Raw genomic sequence first — 17100 nt, forward strand, 5'->3', positions numbered from 1 at the left:
GCCAGCGCCGCCCAGTCGGCGGCGGGATTCGGCGCGCCGCCCGCGGGCGGCCAGCGGAGCGCGGCGTCGCGCGGCGGACGGCCCGCACCGGCCAGCCGGAACGCGACCTTGGTCCCGCCGACGTCGATTGCGAGCCGGGTCATTCCGGTACCAGGGTCAGCAGTGCCTGCGCGGCGAGCCGGTAGCCCAGCGAGCCCAGGCCGACGATCACGCCGTCCGCCACGGGGGCCAGCACCGACTCGTGGCGGAACGACTCGCGCGCCCACACGTTCGACAGGTGCACCTCGACCCACGGGCGCGGGTAGGCGGCGAGGGCGTCGCGCAGGCTCCACCCGGCGATCATCAGCGCGCCCGGGTTGACGATCGCGCCGACCGTGTCCCAGCGGGCGTGCACCGCCTCGACCAGCGCGCCCTCCGACTCCCGCTGGACCGACACGACCTCCCAGCCGCGCGCGGCCACCTCCGCGCGGACGAGCGCCTCGACGTCGGCCAGCGTGTCGGTCCCGTAGATCTCCGGCTCCCGGCGCCCGAGAATGCCCAGATTCGGTCCGTTCAACAGAAGCAACTGCACGTCCACGGTTATAACATGCGTCCCACAAATGGCGCGATAAATGCCGCCGCGGCATTTCGGCAAGGGCACTTTAGGGGGGTCGATAGGGGATGTGAAAAACGCTCGGCGGGCAGGTACGGTGGCCGCGAAATCCCCGATGGCGGGCCGTTTGGCGCGGTGTCGGGAACGCTATCCGCGAAGGGCGTGGCGCAGATGGGTGATATCGGGCTGCCGGAGTGGCCGCAGTACGACGAGCGGGAGCGGGCGGGGCTGATCCGCGCGCTGGAGCAGGGCCAGTGGTGGCGCATGGGCGGCGGTGAGGTCGACGCGTTCGAGCGCGAGTTCGCCGAGCACGAGGGCGCCGGGCACGCGCTCGCCGTGACCAACGGCACCCACGCCCTGGAACTGGCCTTGCAGGTGCTGGGGGTCGGTCCCGGGGACGAGGTCGTCGTGCCGGCGTTCACCTTCATCTCGTCGTCGCAGGCGGTGCAGCGGCTCGGGGCGGTGGCGGTCCCGGCCGACGTCGACCCGGAGACCTACAACCTGGACCCGGCCGCCGCCGAGGCGGCCATCACCCCGCGCACCCGGGCGATCATGCCCGTGCACATGGCCGGCCAGATCGCCGACATGGACGCGCTGGGCAAGCTGTCGGCCGGCAGCGCCGTCCCGCTCGTCCAGGACGCCGCGCACGCACACGGCGCCCGGTGGAACGGTCTCCGCGTGGGGCAGCTCGGCTCGGTCGCCGCCTACAGCTTCCAGAACGGCAAGCTGATGACGGCGGGCGAGGGCGGCGCGGTCACCTTCCCCGACCGCGCGTCCTACGAGGAGGCGTTCCTGCGGCACAGCTGCGGCCGCCCGCGCGACGACCGCGGCTACCGGCACCGGACGTCGGGGTCCAACTTCCGCTTGAACGAGTTCTCCGCCGCCGTGCTGCGCTCCCAGCTCGGCCGTCTGGACGGGCAGATCGCCACGCGGGAGGAGCGGGCGCCGCTGCTGGACCGGCTCCTCGCGGAGATCCCCGGGGTCGTCCCGCAGGCCCGCGACGCCCGCGCGGACCGGGTGCCGCACTACATGGCGATGTTCCGGGTCCCGGGCCTCGCGGGGGAGCGGCGCGACGCGCTCGTCGACGACCTGGTTGCGCGGGGCGTGCCCGCCTTCGTGGTGTTCCGCGCGGTCTACCGCACCGACGCCTTCTGGGAGACCGGCGCGCCGGACGCGACCGTCGAGGAGCTGGCGGCCCGCTGCCCCAACGCCGACGCGCTCACCGACGACGGGATCTGGCTGCACCACCGGACCCTCCTCGGCACCGAGGAGCAGATCCACCGCGTCGCCGAGCTCGTGGCGGACGCGGTGGCCGACGCTGCGCGGGCCTCATGAGCGGCGCGCGCATCCGGGTGGCGCTGGTCGGGCTCGGCTGGGCCGGGCGCCGGATCTGGCTGCCCCGGCTCCGCGAGGACCCGCGGTACACGGTCGCCGCCGTCGTCGACCCCGATCCGGCGTCCCGCGCCGCGGCGGGCGCGCCGGTCGCGCTGGCCTCGGTGGCGGAGCTCGACCCGGCGGCGGTGGACCTGGCGGTCGTCGCCGTCCCCAACCACCTGCACAGCTCCGTCGCGGAGGAGCTGCTGGCCGGGGGCGTGCCGGTGTTCCTGGAGAAGCCGGTGTGCCTCAGCGTGGCGGAGGCCGACCGGCTCGCGGCGGCCGAGCGGGCGGGCGGCGCGGTGCTGCTGGCCGGGAGCGCGGCCCGGTACCGCGCCGACGTCCGGGCGCTGCTGGACCTCGCCGCCGGCCTCGGCCCGATCCGGCACGTGGACCTGTCCTGGGTCCGCGCGCACGGCGTGCCCGCGGCGGGCGGCTGGTTCGTCCGGCGGGAGCAGGCGGGCGGCGGCGCGCTCCTCGACCTCGGCTGGCACCTGCTCGACACCGTGGAACCGCTGCTCGGCCCGACCGTCTTCGACCAGGTCGTCGGCACGGTCTCGGCCGACTTCGTCAACGACCCCTCGCGCCGCGCCCGGTGGAAGGACGACGCGGACGGCGGCGCGGCCCCGGCGCCGGACGGCGGCGGGACGGGCGGCGACGTCGAGGACACCGCGCGCGGGTTCCTCGTCACCGACCGCGGCGTCTCGGTGGCGCTCCGGACGAGCTGGGCCTCGCACGAGCCGCAGGACGTCACGGCGATCACCGTGGAGGGCGGCGCGGGCACGGCCGCGCTGCGCTGCACGTTCGGGTTCAGCACGAACCGGCAGCGGACGTCCGCCCTCGTCCGCACCTGGCGGGGCGTCACCAAGGCGGTGCCGGTGCCCGCGGAGCCGGTGGGGATCGAGTACTCCCGCCAGCTCGCCGAGCTGCCCGCCCTGCTGGCCGACCCGGCCCCGGGCGCGGCGATCGCGCAGGCCCGGGAGATGATCGCGGCGATCGAGCGGCTGTACGACTCGGCCCGGTCCGCGGCCCGGTCCGCCGGACGTCCGCCGGCCGGCGCGCGCGCCGTGGTGGGGGCCGGCCATGGGCGGTGAGTTCCCGGGCACCGCGACGCGCGCGGTGGTGTTCGACCTCGACGGCGTCATCGTGGACAGCTTCGACGTCATGCGCCGCGCGTTCCGGATCGCGTACGCCGAGGTGATGGGGGACGGCCCGGCCCCGTTCGAGGAGTACAGCAGGCACCTCGGCCGCTACTTCCCCGACATCATGCGCATCATGGGCCTGCCGCTGGAGATCGAGGAGCCGTTCGTCCGGGAGAGCTACCGGCTGGCGGGCGAGGTCACCGTCTTCGACGGCGTCGAGCCGCTGCTGGCCGAGCTGAACCGGCGCGGCGTCCGGCTCGCCGTCGCGACCGGCAAGAGCGGCCCGCGGGCGCGCTCGCTCCTCGGCGTGCTCGGCATCGCCGGGTACTTCGAGCACGTCATCGGCTCGGACGAGGTGCCGCGGCCCAAGCCGGCGCCCGACATCGTCGAACGCGCCCTCGGCCTGCTCGGCGTCCGCGCCGGGGAGGCGGTGATGGTCGGCGACGCCGTCACCGACCTGCGCAGCGCGCGGGGCGCCGGGGTCGGCGCCGTGGCCGCGCTGTGGGGCGAGAGCGACGCGGAGGCCCTGCTCGCCGAGCGCCCGGACGCGGTGCTGCACCGGCCCGCGGACCTGCTCGCGCTGGTCGCGCCCGCGGTCCGCGGCGCGGTCGCGAGTAAGGAGGGTTAGGGGGGCGGTTAGGGGATATCCGGAGCCATTCCTTGAACAGACTGGGCTCGCCGGGCCGCGGATTTCCGCGAACGTTTCCGCTGGCGACTCACTCTCTTTGGGGGATGCGCTGGAATGCTGCGCACGGAGCTGATTCGGCCGCTACCCGAATTGTTGACCGAGCACGCCCGCGCCCGCTCCCGGAAGACCGCCTTCCGGGACGCGCGGCGCGGCGTCACCTATGCCGAACTGGAGGCGCGGACGCGGCGCCTGGCGGGCCATCTGGCGGAGCACCGGCTCCAGCCCGGCGACCGCGCCGCGATCCTGCTGGGCAACCGCGTCGAGATGGTCGAGTCCTACCTCGCCCTCGTCCGGGCGGGCGCGGTCGGCGTCCCGGTGAACCCGCGGGTCACCGAGCCGGAGCTGGCCTACCTGCTCGACGACAGCGGCGCCCGGCTGGTGATCACCGACCCGGCGCACGCGGAGCCGCTGGCCCGGGTCCTGGCCGGGCGCCCGGACGTCACCGTCGTGGTCGTCGGCGACGCGCCGCCCGGCACGCCGTCATCGCTGCCGCCCGGCGCGCTGTCGTTCGAGGCGCTCGCCGGCACCGAGCCCGCCACCCCGGCCCGCGACGACCTCGGCCTGGACGAGCCGGCGTGGATGCTCTACACCTCCGGCACCACCGGCAAGCCGAAGGGGGTCGTCTCCACCCAGTACAACTGCCTGTGGTCGGTCGCCGCCTGCTACGTGCCGGTCCCCGGCCTGTCCGCCGAGGACCGCGTCCTGTGGCCGCTGCCGCTCTTCCACAGCCTCTCGCACATCGCGTGCGTGCTCGCGGTCACGGCCGTCGGCGCGACCGCGCGGATCCTCGACGGCTTCAGCGCGGCCGAGGTGCTCGACGCGCTGAGCGAGGACGGGACGACGTTCCTCGCGGGCGTCCCGACGATGTACCACCACCTGGTCCGCGCCGCGCGCGAGCAGGGCTTCCGCGCCCCGCACCTGCGGATGTGCCTGGTCGGCGGCGCGGTCACGACGGCCGCGCTGCGCCGGTCGTTCGAGGACGCGTTCGGCGCGCCGCTGCTCGACGCCTACGGCAGCACGGAGACCTGCGGGTCGATCACCATCAACTGGCCGACCGGCGCCCGCGTCGAGGGCTCGTGCGGCCTGCCCGTCCCCGGGCTCGGCGTGCGGCTCGTGGACCCCGAGACCATGGCGGACGTCGCGGCGGACGAGGAGGGCGAGGTCTGGGTCCGCGGCCCGAGCGTCATGGCCGGGTACCACAACCAGCCCGAGGCGACCGCCGAGGCTTTCCGCGACGGCTGGTACCGCACCGGCGACCTGGCCCGGCGGGACGCGGCGGGCTACTTCACCATCACCGGCAGGATCAAGGAACTGATCATCCGCGGTGGCGAGAACATCCACCCGGCGGAGGTCGAGGAGGTCCTGCGGTCCCAGCCCGGCGTGGCGGACGTCGCCGTCACCGGGCGCCCGCACGAGGTGCTCGGCGAGGTCCCGGTGGCCTTCGTCGTGCCGGCGGGCGGCGGCCCGGACCCGGAGGCGCTGCTCGCCGCCTGCCGCGAGCGCCTGGTCCACTTCAAGGTCCCCGAGCAGATCTACGAGATCGACGAGGTCCCGCGCACGGCGTCCGGGAAGGTCGCCCGGCGCCTGCTGCTGGAGCGGCCCGCCCGCCTCCGCGCGACCGGCGGCGGCCGCCACGACGCGCTGTTCCGGCTGGACTGGATCCCGCTGCCGTCCGACCCGGGCCGGACCGGGACGGGCGACGCGCGTCCCGACGTGGCGGCGGTGTCGCCGGTGACGGACGTGCGCGAGCTGTCCGCGCGCCTGGAGGCATGGGCGGCGGACGAGCGGCACGCGGGCGCCCACCAGGTCATCGTGACGCGCGGCGCGGTCACCGTGGAAGGCGCCGGTGCCGCGGCCGACCCGCACCAGGCCGCGGTGTGGGGCGCGGTGCGTTCCGTCCAAGCCGCCCACCCGGGCCGCGTCACCCTCGTCGACCTGGACGCCGCCACCGACGGCGGTGCGAGTGCTGCCGTTGATGCGGAGGCCGAGGGGTTGATCGCCGAGGTCGTCGCGGCGGGTGAGCCGCAGGCCGCCGTGCGGTCGGGCGTCGTCCTGGTGCCGCGGGCCGTGGGCGTCGCCACCGGGGACGGCGGCGCGCCGTCCCCGTTCGGCCCGGACCGGGCCGTGCTCGTCACCGGCGCGGACGGGGAGCTCGGCGCGGCCGTGGCCCGCCATCTGGCCGGTGCCCACGGCGTCCGCGAACTGCTCCTCGTGGGCGAGCGCGACGCCGCGGACCTGCGCGCCGAGCTGGCCGGACGGGGCGTCGGCGCCACCGCGGCCGTCTGCGACGTCGCCGACCGGGAAGCCCTCGCCGCGCTGCTCGCCGCGAACGGCCCGATCGGCGCGGTCGTCCACGTGCCCGGCGCCGGGGACGCCGCGGCCGGTGCCGTGAACCTGTCGGAGCTCACCGCGGACCGGCGGCTGGACGCCTTCGTCCTGCTCGCCCCGGCCACCGGGCTGCTGGGGGCGGCGGGACGCGCCGACGAGGCCGCCGATGAGGCCGCCCTCGCGACCTCCTTCGACGCCTTGGCCCGGAGCCGCGCCGCCAAGGGCCTTCCGGCACTGTCGCTGGCCCTCGGTCCCGTCGAGGGTGACGGTCGTCCCTCGCCGCCGGGCGTCGGGCGGCTGACGTCCCAGGAGCGCGCGGCGATGTTCGACGCGGCCCTCGGCGCCGGGGAGACGTGCCTCGTCGCGCTCCGCCCGGACCCGGCGGCGGTGCGGGCGGACGAGGTCCCCGCCCCGCTGCGCGGCCTGATCGAGGCCCCGTCCCGCACGGTCGCGGCGGACGACGGCGTCGCCGCCGGTCTCAGCCGGAGGCTGCTGGACCTGCCCGGCCAGGCCGACCGCGACCGGCTGCTGGCGGACCTCGTGCGCGCCGAGGTCGCCGGGCTGCTCGGCACCGGCGGCGACATCCCGGCGGACGCGGCGTTCCGCGACCTGGGGCTCACCTCGATGACCGCGGTCGCGCTGCGCGACCGGCTGACCGCCGCGTCCGGCCTGACGCTGCCCGCCACGCTGGCGTTCGACCACCCGTCCCCGCTCGCCGTGGCGCGGTACCTGCGGGCGGCGCTGCTCGGCGAGGCCCGCACCGGGGACGCGGCCGTGCCGCACGCGCTGTCCGGCGAACCGGTCGCGATCGTCGGCATGGCGTGCCGCCTGCCGGGCGGCGTCTCGTCCCCGGAGGAGCTGTGGCGGCTCGTCGAAGCGGGCGGCGAGGCGATCACGGAGTTCCCCGCCGACCGCGGCTGGGACCTCGACGCGCTGGAGTCCGCCACCCGGCACGGCGGGTTCCTGGACGGCGCCGGGGACTTCGACGCGGGCTTCTTCGGCGTCTCGCCCCGTGAGGCGCTGGCCATGGACCCGCAGCAGCGGCTGCTGCTTGAGGTGTCGTGGGAGGCGCTGGAGCGGGCGGGCGTGGACCCGGCGTCCCTGCGCGGCCGGGACGTCGGCGTCTTCTCCGGCCTGATGTACCACGACTACGCCACCGACCTCGGCGAGGTGCCCGCCGACCTGGAGGGCTACCTGGGCACCGGCAACTCGGGCAGCGTCGCGTCCGGCCGCGTGGCCTACACGCTGGGGCTGGAGGGCCCGGCGGTGACGGTCGACACGGCGTGCTCGTCGTCCCTGGTCGCACTGCACCTGGCGGCGCAGTCGCTGCGGTCCGGCGAGTCGTCGCTGGCGCTGGCCGGGGGCGTGGCCGTCATGGCGCGGCCCACGTCGTTCGTCGAGTTCACCCGGCAGGGCGCGCTCGCCGCGGACGGCCGCTGCAAGGCGTTCGCCGAGGCCGCCGACGGGACCGGCTGGTCCGAGGGCGTCGGGGTGCTGGTCCTGGAGCGGCTGTCGGACGCGCGCCGCAACGGCCACGAGGTGCTCGCGGTGGTCCGCGGCTCAGCGGTGAACCAGGACGGCGCGTCCAACGGCCTGACCGCCCCGAACGGCCCCGCGCAGGAGCGCGTCATCCGGCAGGCGCTCGCCAACGCCGGGCTGACCGGCGCGGACGTGGACGCCGTCGAGGGCCACGGGACGGGCACGCGCCTCGGTGACCCCATCGAGGCGCAGGCGCTGCTGGCGACCTACGGCCAGGGCCGCCCGGACGGGCAGCCGCTGTGGCTGGGGTCGCTGAAGTCGAACATCGGGCACGCGCAGGCGGCGGCGGGCGTCGCCGGTGTGATCAAGATGGTGGAGGCGCTGCGGCGCGGCGTGCTGCCCGCGACCCTGCACGTGGACGCGCCGTCGTCCAAGGTCGACTGGGCGGCGGGCGACGTGCGGCTGCTGACCGGCGCGCGGGACTGGCCCGAGGTGGACCGGCCGCGCCGGGCCGGGGTGTCGTCGTTCGGCGTGAGCGGCACCAACGCGCACGTGATCATCGAGCAGGTCCCGGACGCCGGGAGGCCCGGCGTCCCCGCGGACCCCGATCCGGAAGCGGCGGGCCTGCCGGTGGCCCTCCCGGTGTCCGCGCGGTCAGCACCGGCGCTGCGGGCGCAGGCCGAGCGGCTGCGCGACGACCTCCTCGCGCACCCGGAGAGGCGTCCGGCCGACCTCGGCTTCTCCCTCGCCACGACGCGCGCCGCGCTCCACCACCGCGCGGTGGTCGTGGCGGGCGACCGGGGCGGGGCGCTCACCGGGCTCGGCGCGCTCGCGGCGGGCGCGCCCGCGCCGGACGTCGTGTCCGGTGTCGCGGACGTGGACGGCAGGACGGTCTTCGTGTTCCCCGGGCAGGGGACGCAGTGGGCCGGGATGGGCGCCGAGCTGCTGGAGGCGTCGCCGGTCTTCGCGGCCCGGATGGCCGAGTGCGCGACCGCGCTCGCCGCGTACGTGGACTGGTCGCTCACCGAGGCGCTGCGCGGGCCGCTGGACCGGGTGGACGTGGTGCAGCCCGTCTCGTTCGCCGTCATGGTGTCGCTGGCGGAGGTGTGGCGCTCCTACGGCGTCGAACCGGACGCCGTCGTGGGGCATTCGCAGGGCGAGATCGCCGCGGCGTGCGTGGCCGGGGCGCTGTCGCTGGAGGACGCGGCGCGGGTGGTCGCGCTGCGCAGCCAAGCGATCGCGCGCGGGCTCGCGGGACGGGGCGGGATGGCGTCCGTGGCGCTGCCCGTGGAGGAGGTCGCCGCGCGGCTGACCGGGGAACTGGAGATCGCGGCCGTCAACGGACCGGCGTCCGTGGTCGTCGCGGGCGCGTCCCGTGCCCTGGACGACCTCGTCACGGCGCTGGAGGGCGAGGGCGTGCGGGCGCGCCGCATCCCGGTGGACTACGCCTCGCACACGTCCCACGTCGAGTCGATCGAGGGCGAGCTGGCCCGGCTGCTGGACGGGCTCGCGCCCCGCGCGTCGCGCGTCCCGTTCTTCTCCACGGTCGAGGGCCGGTGGCTCGACACCACCGCGCTGGACGGCGGCTACTGGTACCGCAACCTGCGCCGCACCGTCCGGTTCGCGGACGCCGTCGAGACGCTGGCGGAGGACGGGTTCCGCGCGTTCGTCGAGGTCAGCGCACACCCCGTGCTCGCGCCCGGCATCGGGGAGATCGCCGGGGTCGCCGCCGCGCCGTCCGTGGCGGTCGGCACCCTGCGCCGCGACGACGGCGGGCCGCGGCGCCTCCTGCTCTCGCTCGCCGAACTCCACGTCCGCGGCGTGCCGCTCGACTGGGCGGCCGTCTTCGCCGGGTCGGAGCCGCGGACGGTTCCCCTGCCGACCTACGCCTTCCAGCGCGAGCGCTACTGGCTGGCCCCCGCCCGGCGCGCGACCGCCGGACAGGAGCCGGCCGGGCACCCGCTGCTCGGCGCGCTCGTCCCCCTCGCCGGGACGGACGGCGCGGTCGTCACCGGACGGCTGACCGAGCGCGACCATCCCTGGCTGGCCGACCACCGCGTGAACGGCGCCGTGCTGCTGCCGGGCACCGCGCTGCTCGACGCCCTCCAGCACATCGGCGGGCTGCGCGGCGCTTCCGGCGTCGCCGAGCTCACCGGCTCCGCGCCGATCGTGCTGCCCGAAGGCGGCGCGCTCGACGTCCAGATCAGCGTCGAGGGACGGAACGTGCGTGTCCACACGCGCGACCGTCCCGACGCGGAGTGGACCGAGAACGCCACCGCGTCCTTGGCCGACGAGGACCCGCGACCCGGCACGGACGTTCCGTGGCCGCCGCCCGCCGACGCGCGTCCGCTGGACATGGACGGCTTCTACGAGCGGCTGACCGTCGAGTACGGTCCCGCCTTCCGCGCGGTCCAGGCCGTCTGGGCGGGCGACGGCGAGGCGTGGGCCGAGCTCCGGCTGCCCGACGGCGTCGATCCGGACGGGTACGGGCTGCATCCCGCGCTGCTCGACGCGGCCCTGCACCCGATCGCCGCCGCGGGGCTCCTGCCCGACCCTGAGCGGCCGCGCCTGGCGTTCTCCTGGTCCGGGGTGCGCCTGCACGCGACCGGGGCCCGGGTGCTGCGCGTCCACCTGACCGCGCTCGGCGCCGACGCCGTCGCCATCAGCGCGGCGGACCCGGCCGGGAACCCGGTGGTCGATGTCGAGTCGCTCACCGTCCGTCCCGTCGATCCGGGCCGCATCACCGCTGCGAGCGACGCACGCGACCGGCTGTTCGAGGTCGTATGGGGCCCGGCCGCGAGCACCGGGCTCCCGGCACCGGAGGTCGTCGTGCACCGCGTCGGCGATGGAGACCCCGGGCGGCCCGTCGCCGAGCGGGTCCGCGCGGTCGGCCTGGACGTGCTGCGCGTCCTGCGCGACTGGCCGGACGACCCGCGCGCCGCGTCCGCCCGCCTCCTCGTCGTCACCCGGCCGGACGACCCGGTCCACGAGGCGGTGCGCGGCCTGCTCCGCAGCGCGCAGTCGGAGCATCCCGGCCTGTTCGCGTCCCTGGTCACGGGCGATCCCGGCGATGCGGCGGTCACCGCCGCGCTGCCGCTGCTGCCCGGCGAGCCGCAGCTCGCGGTGCGCGACGGGCGCGTCCTGGCCCCGCGGCTGACCCGCGTCCCGCTCCCGCCCCCGCGTTCGCCGGAGCGGTCGCGGCTCACCGGCGGCACGGTGCTGGTCACCGGCGCGACCGGCGGCCTGGGACGCCTCGTCGCCGAGCACCTCGTCCGGGCGCACGGCGTCGCGGAGCTGGTCCTGCTGTCGCGGTCCGGCGCGGACGAGGAGTGGGTCGGCGCGCTGGAAGGCCACGGCGCCCGGGTCCGGTCGGTCGCCGCCGACGTGGCCGACCGCGCCGCCCTCGCCGCGGTCGTCGAGGAGGTCGCGGACCGGCTGACCGGCGTCGTCCACACGGCCGGCGTCGTCGCCGACGGTGTGCTGGCCTCGCTCGGCCCGGACGAGTGGAACGCCGCCCTCGCACCGAAGGTGGACGGCGCCTGGAACCTCCACGAGCTGACCCGCGACCTCGATCTGGCGGCCTTCGTCCTGTACTCGTCGGCGTCCGCCGTGTTCGGCAGCCCCGGGCAGGCCAACTACGCGGCCGGGAACGCCTTCCTGGACGCGCTCGCCCGCCACCGGCACGAGCAGGGGCTGCCCGTCGTGTCGCTCGCGTGGGGGCTGTGGGACGAGGCGGCCGGGATGGGCGGCCGCCTCTCCGGCACCGACCTGGCGCGGATGGCACGGTCCGGGACGCGTCCGCTGACCGCGGCGCAGGGGCTCGCGCTGTTCGACGCCGCGCTGGAGAGCGACCGCCCGGCGCTGGTGCCGATCCGCCTCGACCTGGCCGCCGTCCGCGCGGGCGACGAGGTGCCGCCGCTGCTCCGCGCCCTGGTCCCCGCGCGGGCCCGGCGGACCGGAGTCGCCGCGACCACCGGCCCGGACGCGCCCAGTGCCGCTCAAGCACTCGATGCCGCCGGCCTGCTCGACGTCGTCCGGCGGACGGCGGCGGCCGTGCTCGGGCACGCATCCGCCGACGCCGTCGAGCCCGGACGCGCGTTCCGGGAGATCGGCCTCGACTCCCTCACGGCGGTGGAGCTGCGCAACCGGCTGGCCGAGGCCACCGGGCTCCGGCTCCCCGCGACCGTGGTCTTCGACCATCCCACCCCGTCCAGGCTCGCCGAGCACCTGCGCTCCACGCTCTCCGGGACGACGGCACCGGCGACGGCACCGGCGGTCGCCGCACCCGATGCCGGTGACGACGCGATCGCGATCGTCGCCATGGCCTGCCGGTTCCCCGGTGACCTGGACTCGCCCGACGACCTGTGGCGGTTCGTGGAGTCCGGCGGCGACGCGATCACCGCGTTCCCGGCGGACCGCGGCTGGGACCTCGACGGCGTCTACGACCCCGACCCCGACGCGCCCGGCCGGACCTACGTCCGCGGCGGCGGGTTCCTGCGCGGCCTGGCCGACTTCGACGCGGACTTCTTCGGCATCAACCCGCGCGAGGCCCTGGCCATGGACCCGCAGCAGCGGCTCTTGCTGGAGGTGTCCTGGGAGGCGCTGGAACGGGCGGGCGTCGACCCGACGTCCCTGCGCGGGACGCCCACCGGCGTCTTCGTCGGCACCCACGGCCAGGACTACGGGACGCACGGCGCCCAGGGCGGCGCGGACGACGGCTACCTCGTCATCGGCACCGCGGCGAGCGTCCTGACCGGCCGCGTCTCCTACGCCCTCGGCCTGGAGGGACCGGCGGTGACGGTCGACACGGCGTGCTCGTCGTCGCTGGTCGCGCTGCATCTGGCGGCGCAGTCGCTGCGCTCGGGGGAGACCTCGATGGCGCTGGCGGGCGGCGTGTCGGTCATGTCCACGCTGGAGGGCGTCGTCGGTTTCAGCCGCCAGCGCGGACTAGCCGCCGACGGCCGCTGCAAGGCGTTCGCCGAGGCCGCCGACGGGTTCGGCATGGCGGAGGGCATCGGCGTCCTCGTGCTGGAGCGGCTGTCGGACGCGCGCCGCAACGGCCACGAGGTGCTCGCGGTCGTGCGCGGCTCGGCGGTGAACCAGGACGGCGCGTCCAATGGACTGACCGCGCCGAACGGCCCCGCCCAGGAGCGGGTCATCCGGGACGGGCTGGCCGCCTCGGGCCTGGCGGGCGCCGACGTCGACGCCGTGGAGGCGCACGGCACGGGCACGCGCCTCGGCGACCCGATCGAGGCGCAGGCGCTGCTCGCGACCTACGGCCAGGGCCGTCCGGACGACCGGCCGCTGTGGATCGGCTCGGTCAAGTCGAACATCGGCCACACGCAGGCCGCCGCCGGCGCCGCCGGATTGATCAAGATGGTGCAGGCGCTGCGGCACGGCGTCCTGCCCGCGACCCTGCACGTGGACGCGCCGTCGTCGCGGATCGACTGGTCCGCCGGTTCCGTCCGGCTGCTGACCGGGGCGCGCGACTGGCCTGCGGCGGACCGTCCCCGCCGGGCCGGGGTGTCATCGTTCGGCGTGAGCGGCACGAACGCCCACGTGATCATCGAGGAGGCGCCGCCCGCCCCGGACGCCGCCCCGGCGGACGCCGCCGGGGACGCGGAACCCGCCGTCACGGCGTGGCCGGTGTCGGCGCGCGGGGCGCGGGCGCTACGGGCGCAGGCGGCCCGGCTCGCGTCCTTCACCAGGGCGAACGACGATCTCCAGCCCTCCGAGATCGGGCATGCGCTGGCCACCACCCGGGCCGCGCTGGACGAGCGCGCCGTCGTCGTCGCGGCGGGCCGCGACGAGGCGGTCGCGGCGCTGGACGCGCTGGCGGGCGGCGACCCGTCCCCGAACGTGATCACAGGGACGGCGAACGTCGCGGGCAAGACGGTCTTCGTGTTCCCCGGCCAGGGGGCCCAATGGGTGGGGATGGGGGAGGCGCTCGCCGAGGCGTCACCGGTCTTCGCCGACGCGCTGGCGGAGGCCAGACAGGCACTCGAACCCTATGTCGACTGGTCCTCGGCCGATGCCCTGGACCGGGTGGACGTCGTCCAGCCCGCCTCGTTCGCGGTGAACGTGGCGCTGGCGCGGCTGTGGGAGTCGTTCGGCGTCCGTCCCGATGCGGTGGTGGGGCACTCGCAGGGCGAGATCGCCGCCGCACACGTCGCCGGAGCACTCTCCCTGGAGGACGCGGCGCGCGTGGTGGCGTTGCGGAGCCAGGCGATCGCGCGCGGGCTGGCGGGCCGAGGCGGGATGGTCTCGGTCGCGCTGCCGCTGGACGAGGTCACCGCCCGGCTGACCGAGGGCCTGGAGATCGCCGCCATCAACGGCCCGTCCTCGGTGGTCGTCGCGGGCGATTCAGCGGCGCTGGACGATCTGGTCGCCGCCTGCGAGTCCGACGGTGTGCGGGCGCGCCGGATCCCGGTGGACTACGCCTCGCACACCTCCCACGTCGAGGCGATCGAAACCGAACTGGCAACCCTCCTCGACGGACTCAACCCCCAACCTTCACGAGTGCCGTTCTTCTCCACCGTCGAGGGCCGTTGGCTCGACACGACCGAGTTGGACGGCGGCTACTGGTACCGCAACCTGCGCCGGACGGTCCGGTTCGGCGAGGCGGCCGAAGCGCTCGCCGAGGACGGGTTCCGCGCGTTCGTCGAGGTCAGCGCGCACCCGGTACTCGCGGCGAGCCTCCAGGAGATCGTGGACGACCGCACCGCCGTCGTCACCGGCTCCCTGCGCCGCGACGACGGCGACCTTCGGCGCTTCCTGCTCTCCCTAGCCGAACTCCACGTGCGCGGCGTGCCCGTCGAATGGCCCGCACCCCGCAAGCCCACCTCCCGGAAGGTGCAGCTTCCGACGTACGCGTTCCAGCGCCGCCGCTACTGGATCGAGCCGTCCGCGCCGCTGCTGGACACGGTCACGCCGGACCCGGAGACCGGGGGCGTCCTCGCCGGAGGCCGGCTGTCGCTGCGCGGCCGCCCCTGGCTCGCCGACCACGCCGTGGCGGGACGGGTCCTGCTGCCGGGCGCCGTCTTCACCGAGCTGGTGCGGCGGGCCGCCGCCGAGGCCGGGGCGACGGCCGTGGAGGAACTGGTCATCGAGGCGCCGCTGGAGCTCCCGGAGCAGGGCTCCGTGCAGGTCTCCGTCACCGTCGGAGCGGACGAGGACGGCTCCGGGCGGCGTCCCGTGACCGTCCATGCGCGCCTCGAACCGGACGGTCTCTGGACGCGTCACGTCACCGGGCAGGTGTCGCGGGACGCTCCCGTCCCAGCGCCCCCGCCGGAGCAGTGGCCGCCCGCCGGAGCCGAACCCGTCGCCACCGACGCCTTCTACGACGACCTGGCCGAACGCGGATACGAGTACGGACCGGCGTTCCGCGGGCTGCGCGCCGCGTGGGTCCGTGGCGACGAGGTATTCGCCGAGGTCGAGTTGCCCGAGGGCGTCGAGGCGGACGATTCCGGCCTGCATCCCGCCCTGCTGGACGCCGCCCTCCAGTCCGCGAACCTCGGCGCCGCGCCGCGCTCCGCTGCGGGTGAGGCCCTCCTGCCGTTCGCTTGGAACGGCGTCGCGGCCTATGCGTCCGGCGCCACCGCGCTGCGGGTCCACGCGGCACGAGCGGGCGACGACGCGGTCACGTTCGCGATGACCGACCGGACGGGACGGCCCGTCGCCGAAATCGGCACGCTGGTGCTGCGCCCGGCCGCCGCGCCCGCGTCCGACGCGCTCCACCGGATCGCGTGGACACCCGTGCGGGCGCTCCCCGAGGCGGCCCCGCTCGCGGACGGGGACGTCCTCGACCTCACCGACGTGTCCGCCGGGCCACCGGCCGAGGCCGCCCGCGTCCTGGTCGAGCGGGCGCTGCACCGGATCGCCGACCGGCCGCCGCGGGCCGTCCTCGTCCGCGACGATCCGGCCGGTGCGGCCGTGCGGGGACTGATCCGCACGGCGCAACTGGAGAACCCGGATCCGATCACGATCGTCGAGGCGGACGACCCGGAGAGCGCGCGGGCCCTGCTGCCCGCAGCGGTGGCTTCGGGTGAGCCGCAGCTCGCGGTCCGCTCGGGCGGGCTGCACGCCCCTCGCCTCGCGCGGGCGCGGCCCGCCGGGGAAGGACCAGGGCTCGCCCTCGGCGGTACCGTACTGATCACCGGTGGCACGGGAACGCTGGGCGGACTGGTCGCACGGCATCTGGTGACCGCGCACGGCGTCCGCGATCTCGTCCTGGTGAGCCGCCGCGGACCGGCCGCCCCCGGCGCGGGTGAGCTGCTGGACGTGCTGCGCGCGGCCGGTGCCCGGGTGCGGGTGGTGGCCGCCGACGCCTCCGACCGGGACGCGCTGGCGAAGGTGCTCGCGGAGATACCGGCCGAGCACCCGCTGACTGCCGTCGTGCACACGGCCGGGGTCCTGGACGACGGCGTGCTCACGTCGCTGACGCCGGAACGGGTGGACGCGGTGTTCCGCCCCAAGGCGGACGCGGCCTGGCACCTCCACGAGCTGACCCGCGACCTCGACCTGGCGGCGTTCGTCCTGTTCTCGTCCGGTGCCGGGATCTTCGGCAACCCGGGCCAGGGCAACTACGCCGCGGCCAACGGATTCCTCGACGGGCTGGCCCGGTCGCGGCGCGCCGAGGGCCTCCCGGCGGTCTCGCTCGCCTGGGGTCTGTGGGACGAGGCCAGTGGCCTCACCGGCCACCTCGGAGCGGCGGGCCGCGACCGGCTCGCCCGCGGGCTCCAGGTCGCGCTGCCGAGCGCGGAGGCGCTGTCGCTCCTCGATCTCGCCCTCCGCGCGGACGACGAGGCCGTGCTCGTCCCGACCCGGCTCGACCACGCGGCGCTCCGCCGCCAGGCCGACGAGGGCGCGCTCCCGGCGCTGCTGCGGGACCTGGTCCGACCGGCCCCCCGCAGAGCCACGGCCGGGACGCAACCGGTCGCGCAGGAGCCGGCCGCGACGGGATCGACGCAGGAGAGCCTGGCCGACCGCCTGGCCCGGCTGCCGGAGGCCGAGCAGCGGCGCGAACTGGTCGACCTCGTGCGCGCGGCCGCCGCGGACGTCCTCGGACGCGCCGCCGACGAGACCGTGCGGACCGACCAGGCGTTCAAGGACATCGGGTTCGACTCGCTGACCGCCGTCCGGATGCGCAACCGGCTCGCCGAGGCGACGGGCGTGCGGCTCCCCGCCACCGCCGTGTTCGACCACCCCACCCCGGCCGCGCTCGCCGAGCACCTCCGGGCCGAACTCGGCGGCGCTCCGCGCGATACCGTCCCACCCGTCCTGCGCGAACTGGAACGGCTGGAACGCGCGCTCGGCGAACCGCCCGGGGACGGCGCGCTGCGCGACCGGATCGTCGCGCGGCTCGACGCGCTCACCGCCCGGCTCGCGGCGCCCGGCGAGCCCGGACCCGACCTCGACGCGGCGAGCGACGACCAGCTCTTCGCGCTCGTCGACCAGGAACTCGGCACCACGGGTCGCCAGGCCTGAAGGGGGAGCAC

At 76.5% G+C, this 17100-nt stretch carries 5 protein-coding genes; 4 read left to right on the forward strand and 1 reads right to left on the reverse strand.

Annotated elements, in window-relative coordinates; translation table 11 throughout:
• Positions 1-139 precede the first annotated feature (139 nt).
• The gene (locus E1300_RS29705; protein WP_242619464.1) at positions 140-571 is read right to left on the reverse strand and encodes a type II 3-dehydroquinate dehydratase; all 432 of its coding nucleotides are present in this window, start codon (positions 569-571) and stop codon (positions 140-142) included.
• Between the two features lie 192 nt (positions 572-763).
• On the opposite strand from E1300_RS29705, the gene E1300_RS29710 reads away from it, so the two are divergent.
• From E1300_RS29710 to E1300_RS29725, 4 genes are all read left to right on the forward strand, one after another.
• Positions 764-1927 carry a DegT/DnrJ/EryC1/StrS family aminotransferase gene (locus E1300_RS29710; protein ID WP_131760404.1) on the forward strand — a complete coding sequence of 388 codons (1164 nt, stop codon included), beginning with the start codon at positions 764-766 and terminating at the stop codon, positions 1925-1927.
• The gene (locus tag E1300_RS29715) at positions 1924-3060 is read left to right on the forward strand and encodes a Gfo/Idh/MocA family protein (RefSeq protein WP_131760405.1); all 1137 of its coding nucleotides are present in this window, start codon (positions 1924-1926) and stop codon (positions 3058-3060) included. The genes E1300_RS29710 and E1300_RS29715 overlap by 4 nt, the downstream gene beginning before the upstream one ends.
• On the forward strand, positions 3050-3736 hold the full coding sequence (locus E1300_RS29720) for an HAD-IA family hydrolase (protein WP_131760406.1): 687 nt from the start codon (positions 3050-3052) through the stop codon (positions 3734-3736). The genes E1300_RS29715 and E1300_RS29720 overlap by 11 nt, the downstream gene beginning before the upstream one ends.
• A 114-nt stretch (positions 3737-3850) precedes the next feature.
• Entirely contained in the window at positions 3851-17089 is a 13239-nt protein-coding gene (locus E1300_RS29725) for a type I polyketide synthase (protein ID WP_131760407.1), read from the forward strand.
• Positions 17090-17100 lie beyond the last annotated feature (11 nt).

Source organism: Actinomadura fibrosa (assembly GCF_900659615.1).
GTDB lineage: Bacteria > Actinomycetota > Actinomycetes > Streptosporangiales > Streptosporangiaceae > Spirillospora > Spirillospora fibrosa.